General features: G+C 37.0%; 8 protein-coding genes and 1 tRNA gene. 7 read left to right on the forward strand and 2 right to left on the reverse strand.

The window, feature by feature from the left end; genetic code table 11:
* Positions 1-176: 176 nt before the first annotated feature.
* On the reverse strand, positions 177-776 hold the full coding sequence (gene petA, locus IHO40_RS04995; RefSeq protein WP_225537046.1) for a ubiquinol-cytochrome c reductase iron-sulfur subunit: 600 nt from the start codon (positions 774-776) through the stop codon (positions 177-179).
* 71 nt (positions 777-847) lie between these two features.
* Positions 848-3,571: a DNA gyrase subunit A gene (gyrA, locus tag IHO40_RS05000; RefSeq protein WP_225537047.1), complete on the reverse strand. Its 2,724-nt coding sequence runs from the start codon at positions 3,569-3,571 to the stop codon at positions 848-850.
* 131 nt (positions 3,572-3,702) lie between these two features.
* On the opposite strand from gyrA, the gene IHO40_RS05005 reads away from it, so the two are divergent.
* From IHO40_RS05005 to IHO40_RS05035, 7 genes are all read left to right on the forward strand, one after another.
* Positions 3,703-3,775: transfer RNA gene (locus IHO40_RS05005), tRNA-Val, on the forward strand.
* 706 nt (positions 3,776-4,481) lie between these two features.
* Positions 4,482-4,625 carry a hypothetical protein gene (locus tag IHO40_RS05010; RefSeq protein WP_225537048.1) on the forward strand — a complete coding sequence of 48 codons (144 nt, stop codon included), beginning with the start codon at positions 4,482-4,484 and terminating at the stop codon, positions 4,623-4,625.
* Between the two features lie 100 nt (positions 4,626-4,725).
* A complete protein-coding gene (locus IHO40_RS05015) occupies positions 4,726-4,974 on the forward strand; it encodes a hypothetical protein (protein WP_225537049.1) in 249 nt (82 codons plus the stop codon).
* 41 nt (positions 4,975-5,015) lie between these two features.
* A complete protein-coding gene (locus tag IHO40_RS05020; RefSeq protein ID WP_225537050.1) occupies positions 5,016-5,390 on the forward strand; it encodes a hypothetical protein in 375 nt (124 codons plus the stop codon).
* Between the two features lie 218 nt (positions 5,391-5,608).
* Positions 5,609-5,884: a hypothetical protein gene (locus tag IHO40_RS05025; RefSeq protein ID WP_225537051.1), complete on the forward strand. Its 276-nt coding sequence runs from the start codon at positions 5,609-5,611 to the stop codon at positions 5,882-5,884.
* A 54-nt stretch (positions 5,885-5,938) separates the two neighbouring features.
* Positions 5,939-6,166, forward strand: coding sequence for a hypothetical protein (locus tag IHO40_RS05030; RefSeq protein WP_225537052.1), 228 nt, complete (start codon positions 5,939-5,941; stop codon positions 6,164-6,166).
* A gap of 129 nt (positions 6,167-6,295) precedes the next feature.
* Positions 6,296-6,556, forward strand: coding sequence for a hypothetical protein (locus tag IHO40_RS05035; RefSeq protein WP_225537053.1), 261 nt, complete (start codon positions 6,296-6,298; stop codon positions 6,554-6,556).
* The last annotated feature ends 471 nt before the right edge of the window (positions 6,557-7,027 follow it).

Below are 7,027 nucleotides of genomic sequence, written 5' to 3' on the forward strand. Positions count from 1 at the left end.
AGTGGATGAAAGAAGGTATCTATCGGGTTGCAGCTATACGAACATTATAATTTGAGCCTAACAGGAGGTACCGTCATCCCACTACGTGTTAGCGGATGAGATACCCTAAGTATTCTGTGGTGCCCATCTGTGTCGCTCCTAAAAATCCTTTACCATAATGCAAGAGATCTACTAGGTTAAGCCTTTTTGCCAATTATTACAACACCTTTACTTGGGAAAAAATAATCAGGTATAGCCATATTTCTCGGTGCAGGCCCCCCAATTACTCGACCTGATGTATCATAATATGAGCCATGGCAAGGGCAGAACCAGCCGTTGCCGTCCTTTGTAGCATGATCAACCGGCACACACCCAAGATGGGTGCATATTCCAACCATAATTAACCATTCATCTCTTCCTTTGCATACTCTTTGCTCATCCGGCTGGGGGTCTCGCAAATCTTTTATATCAACTGCTCTTGCCGCTTCGATCTCTTGTTTCATACGTCTGCGAATAAATACCGGTTTACCTTGCCATCTTACTTTTTTCCCCTGCCCTTCTTGAATATCAGATAGATTAACCTCGACCGTAGACATCGCTAAAACTTCAGCAGAAGGGCTCATAGACTTAACTAGTGGCCAAAGTCCACTAGCAGCTCCTATACCTGCCATAGCACATGTAGTTAATGTTATAAAATCTCTCCTACTCTTATTTTTAGTGAGGTCTTTAACAGGAGATACTTCTTTAGCCTCCTTGGCTGCCAACGATTTTTCATTTTTATTTAATTTTTTGTCCATCGATCTCTACTCAGCTACAAATATATATTTTAGCTCAAATACTATGGATTAATCAATAAAAACTTGCACTTTTAGCCGTCGCTGATACAGCTTGGGGAGACGGAGTTTCCGACCTCTTCAGAAGTGCTATCTTCAGTGGAACCAGGATCTTCAATTTTTGCCGCTGACACCACCTTTTCTTTATTCTCTGTTTTAAATAGGGTAACTCCCTGAGTGCTACGCCCTGTGATTCTAATACCATCAACTGAAATGCGAATTAACTTTCCTTTATCTGTAATGAGCATTATATTGTCACCCTGCTCAACTGGAAAACTAGCAACAACACTGCCGTTTCTGCTGGTGGTAAGAATATTGGTGATACCAACACCACCCCTATTGGTTACCCTGTACTCATACGCAGAAGTTCTTTTACCAAAGCCATTTTCAGTAATGGTTAGTATAAATTCCTCATTCACCGCAAGTTTTAAGAATAATTCACTGTCTATTCCCAAATCGTTCAAAGACTTTTCTAACTTAGAATCAATGGCGTTATTAGTAGCAGCTTCCAGTCTTTTTGCAAGTGGAACTTTTAGGTAAAGTTCTTTTGTTTCTGTTGTAACACCTATACCGTTTAGTATGGTCATGGATATTACGCTATCGCTCTTTACAAGTTTGATGCCTCTTACGCCATCTGAATTGCGGCTTTTGAATTGGCGAACATCACTTACAACAAATCTGATGCTTTTCCCAAGCGTTGTTGAAAGTAAAACGTGATCAATTTCGTTGCATACTTTAACCGACATTAATTTATCTCCCTCATCAAGCTTTATTGCTATCTTTCCATTACTTGGAATATAGTGAAAATCTGCTAAGGAGTTACGCCTTATGTTTCCATGAGCAGTAGCAAAGACTATATTCTGATTTTCATCATTCTCACTTGGAAGTGGCATAATGTTGGTTATAGTTTCACCTTCAGCGAGAGGAAATATATTAACAAGCGCTCTTCCACGTGCTGTTGGCTCTGCAAGAGGTAATTTATAAACCTTTAACCTATAAACTCTGCCATTGTTGGAAAAGAATAAAAGGCTAGTGTGGGTATTTCCAACAAACAATCTCGTGGTTACATCTTCCTCCTTTAATCCCTGTCCCAGCTTTCCTTTTCCACCACGACGCTGAGTTCTATAGTGAGAAAGCTTCACGCGCTTAATGTAACCATTCATAGTTACGGTTATCACCATATCCTCTTGTGGAATGAGATCCTCAGCTTCAATGTCTAGACCTGACTCTTCTATTGAAGTCTTTCGCGGTACGGCAAATCTGTTTTTTATCTCTTGTAAATTATTCTTTATTTCTTTCATCAATTTTTCCTCTGAGCCAAGAAAAGCGATATATTCTTTTATCAGGATGATCATTGAATTTAGCTCAGCCCTTAATTTGCCTTTTTCAAGACCTGTTAAGCGTTGCAATTTCATGTCAAGAATAGCCTTAGTCTGCAGCTCAGTTAATCTGTACACTCCGTTTTTTAAAAAGCTCTCACTGTCTGAAATCAAGCTAATAATCGTGTTTATTTCAGCTGAAGCCTTCCACCCTTTATTTAAAAGCTCTTTGTTTGCTTCTTCAGAATCTTTCGCACCACGGATGATTTTTATCACTTCATCTATGCTCAAAACTGCAATATAGAGACCTACGTATATATGAGCTTTTTCCCTCGTTTTTCTTAGACGAAACTCTGTTCTCCTGATTAGCACTTCTTTTCTAAAGTCAACAAAAGCAGCTATGATTTCTTTCAATGACATCAAAGCAGGTCTGTTTTTACTCAGAACCAAAGTGTTAACACTAAAGCTACTTCTTAGAGGAGTAAGTCCCAGTATTTGATTCAGTAAGAAATCTGCTGCAGTATTTTTCCTAAGATCAATCACTACCCTAATGCCGGACTTATCGGACTCATCACGGATTTCAGTTATGCCATCAATTTTTTTCTCTTTTACGAGCTCACCTATTTTCTCAATTAATTTTACTTTATTTACCTGGTAAGGTATTTCATCAATAACTATTGCTTGCCTACCTTGCGTCAGATCTTCTATGTGAGTTTTTCCTTGTACAACAATTGAGCCTCGACCTGTGGCAAACGCTGACCTTATTCCAGATCTACCAAGAATTGTTCCGCCAGTTGGAAAATCTGGGCCAGGCATCACTTTAAGCAGTTCATCTAAAGTTACTTCGGGGTTATCTATGTATAATATACAAGCATCAATTACTTCTCCAAGATTATGAGAAGGAACGTTGGTTGCCATACCGACTGCAACACCACTTGTACCGTTTACCAATAGATTCGGAAACTCCGCAGGTAGTACAACAGGCTCTGTTTCATTTTCATCGTAGTTTGGCCTAAAGTCAACTGTATCTTCATCGATATCATTCAATAAAAAATGCGACACTTTGTGGAGCCTTGCTTCTGTATATCGCATCGAAGCTGGAGGATCTCCATCTATTGAACCAAAGTTACCTTGCCCATCAATAAGTGGTAAAAGAAGAGAGAAATTTTGAGCCATCCTGACCAAAGAGTCATAAATAGCCATATCACCATGTGGGTGATATTTCCCCATTACATCCCCAACTATACGAGCTGCCTTTTTATATGGCTTACCAGCATCATACCCTGCCTTTGACATTGCATATAATATGCGTCTATGGACTGGTTTAAACCCATCCCGCACGTCAGGTATAGCCCGGCTTATGATCACGCTCATTGCATAAGAAAGATAAGAATCTTCCAGCTCCTTCACTATTGAAATTGGTACTATGTTGTTTTGCATTTTCTATACTTTAATCGAAGTAACTGTAATATTAACACTTAGTTAAGCAAATGGTCAATGATAAATTAGACAGCATATGATTCTACTTCTTGTTTACAATAATAATATTGAGTTATAGAATTACACTAAAGGGGCAATTAGCTCAGCTGGTAGAGCATCTCGTTTACACCGAGGAGGTCGGCAGTTCAAGTCTGTCATTGCCCACTATATTGATCCTAGTATAGCATAAATTCACTATAATAGCCTGTTTTAATAGCTATAAACATTGTTTTTTATATCTAATTATTTATTTAAAATCTTCTGCTTTCTTTCTATGACCCTCTACCATTTTTCTAAAAAAGGTAGGTGCTGGCTTTGAAAAAAGCAACAAGCTTTGATGCTAGTATAAAAATATATTCTACATACAAATTTAAGCTTTACTCATGCTGTATATTGTATACAATATGTTATCTATCTAGGTTAGGAGGTGGCATGGGTGTCACTACGTCAACATGGAAATATGTTTGAGAGTCTGTAGTAAGCAAGTGAACGTAAGCTAGGAGAGAAATTAAGCACTGGGCAAGATTGGTTAGAAATAGATAAACTATTAGACGAGGAGTATGAGTTTATAAAAAAACGTCTTTTGTTATCACATGACGCTCGTTTTTTAATGGATAGTAAATTGTTGTTTGGGATATAGTGTGTACATGTTTTGCTTACACATCTAATTTAACAGAAAGTCAGAGGAGGTTAAATAAAGAATTGTTAAGCACTCTTAAAGGTTTAGATCCATGTTATTACGGTCCAAGGGAAGGCAGAAATTATGAGTATTATATTGAAAAACTTATAGAATTCTTACAAAATAATAAGAATAATGAAAACCTCAAAACTGTTTCTAACCTTAAAATGAAGAGAGTCTGGGTTAATAGTATTGCACAAAGTATCGTCTATAGGTGAAATAACTGCAAAATATAATAGTGCTATAGATTTGCTCTTAGAAGCGGGAGCTGATCATAATTACAGGATGATGGAGGAGAGACGCCCCTACACTATACTAATATGCTTGTTAATATAGCTTCTCTCCTAAAAGGAAAAGCTAGTCCTAATATATAAGATGATGAAGTAAGAACACCATTGTACTATGCTGCTAGTATTGGTCATACTGACTATGTAATTTGCTTCTGGAGAAAAAAGCTGATCCTGGTATACGTGATAGACAAGGAAAGACTCCACTGGAAATCGCAATTGATAGTCATCACTATTATATCGAAGAATACTTTTTAACTGATAATCAAAAGAAATTAGGTAAAGAATTATATTGTATACTTGGTGCATGCTTTAATGCATATGAGCATTGTGTCTGGAGTCAAGATAAAGATTGTTCAGATTACACTGTTAGCTTCATTAACTTACTGAAAGTCTGAAAAAGCTTTTGGATAAACACAGGGATAGTCAAGATCTAAAAATGATTTTCAGTGTTCAAGACGGAGGAGGTGGGTCAAAAGTACTTAACTGCACTAGGGCTATTAATAAGAAAGCAGTAGATTTACTTTTATTGTCAGGAGCAATTGATCCGAGCAAAGAAGGGAACTCACTTTTAGGTTGTGATGGGTCTTTTCATAGTGCTGGGGAAAAGTATTTCGTAAAATCTACCTTATGGAGTATACTAAATCAACAGATAAAGCTAAATAAGTTTTTAGATAGAATATCTGACGCTCAAAATATGAGTCAACTAGAAAGAATTGTAGATGAAGCTATGAGTTCTGAAATGAGGTTTAATTTTCCTATTCATTCATATGGAGCAACATGCAAGGTACGTACAACTTTGCAGATCGTGTAATAAAAAGAATCAACATATTAGAGAAGGATCCCAAAACTGTTAGTAATATAATATGTAAGTTGATATCGAAAGAAGTAGTATTTTATAATGGAGACAGCTGGAAAATCATTGATACATTGGAACCTGAGCTTAAGTACCAAAAATTAATATGGTTAGGGCTTATGTAAACTATATTAATTGTACTCGGAAGTTTCTGAAAATTGTTAAAAGTGCAGCAAGTGGTAGATTATGTAATGCAAAAATGGACAATGTTACTTCTTATTCCAGAGTATTTTAGAGACAGCGTAATAAACGTTGCAGAGATTACAGATGGAGCAAGGAATTTAGGGTCAACCCAGGGAGAAATGGGATATGGAAGAGATATAATCAAGATCGGTAAAAGTGAGGTAGAAATTACAATAGAAAACGGCATAAGGAATTACACAGATCTTACAAATGGCAGTGACGTAGCATTAACTTTTCCTACTAGTTTGGGAGAACTAGAAGTGAGATAATACCTTGATACGCAAGATACAAATCTCATAAGGGTAGAAATAAACAGTCAAGATTTGCTAGAGCAACTAAAAAACTGTAATGAAAAAATAGGAAAGAATTGCTTACTAGGAGGGTTACCAGTTAGTGGGGCTATAGAGCAAGGATCTTTTTTTAGGTCTAGAAAACCGATGTGTTCTGAAGTAATAGGTCAATCTGATAGAAAGCAAATGGATTCTAGAATAATGCGTGAAGAATTAAGAAGAGTCTCAGGTACAGAAAGAGAAAAAATTACTATGCCTTGAAATTTGCCCTAGAGAATAGACAGTATGTCTAATCTTTTCTATTTTCCTGTTAATAAGGCAGTAACTTAGCTTTTTTAGCTAATTAACTTTTGTATTATAGAATAGCGTTTTTAATTTTCGTAGGGTAGTATGTGGAACAGGGCGTGTAAAAAAGGAGTTATCTCAATATTAAGTTTTTTACTTGCTATCCTGGCCTTAGTGGTTGTAGTCCAAGTTTTTACCAGAGGCCGGAGTTGTGTCAAAGCTAGTGATCAGGATATCGAAGCGTTGTTTAATCGTTGGAATGATTCGTTAAAAACTGGCGATGCTTATCAGGTTAACGCAAACTACACTGATGATGCAGTATTGCTATCAACTTTATCCCCTAGTCCAAGAACAACCAGTGCTTAGCACGTTGATTACTTTAAAGATTTTTTAGCTGAATACCCAATTGCAGAAGTTGAGTCAGTACTATAAACATTGTATGTAATAAAGCTGTTGACACAGGCTTATATACCCTCAGTCTGAAAGACGGCAAGGAGTTACGAGCTAGTTACATGTTTACTTACAGGTGGGACAAGAATAAATAGTTAACATCATCGCATCACTCTTCATTGACACCTGAGAACCACTCATAACTTTAGAGCTTTGGCATGGCTGTCTATAGAACTTTTGTCACCGGAAAGGTAAATAAAATACATCACAAATTCACTCAAACCTGCCAATTGCGGGCAAAAAGAGAGCTTAAAGAGTTCTTCCCTTCTCCACTTGCCTAAGCTAAAAACATTATATGCTTTTGGCAAGATACAAGACAACAGTAGAGAAAGGCTACCCAATAGAAAACGAAAAAAAACTACTTGACAATCTTCACCGTCACCCTTG

It is taken from the genome of Wolbachia endosymbiont of Mansonella ozzardi (assembly GCF_020278625.1).
Taxonomy (GTDB): domain Bacteria; phylum Pseudomonadota; class Alphaproteobacteria; order Rickettsiales; family Anaplasmataceae; genus Wolbachia.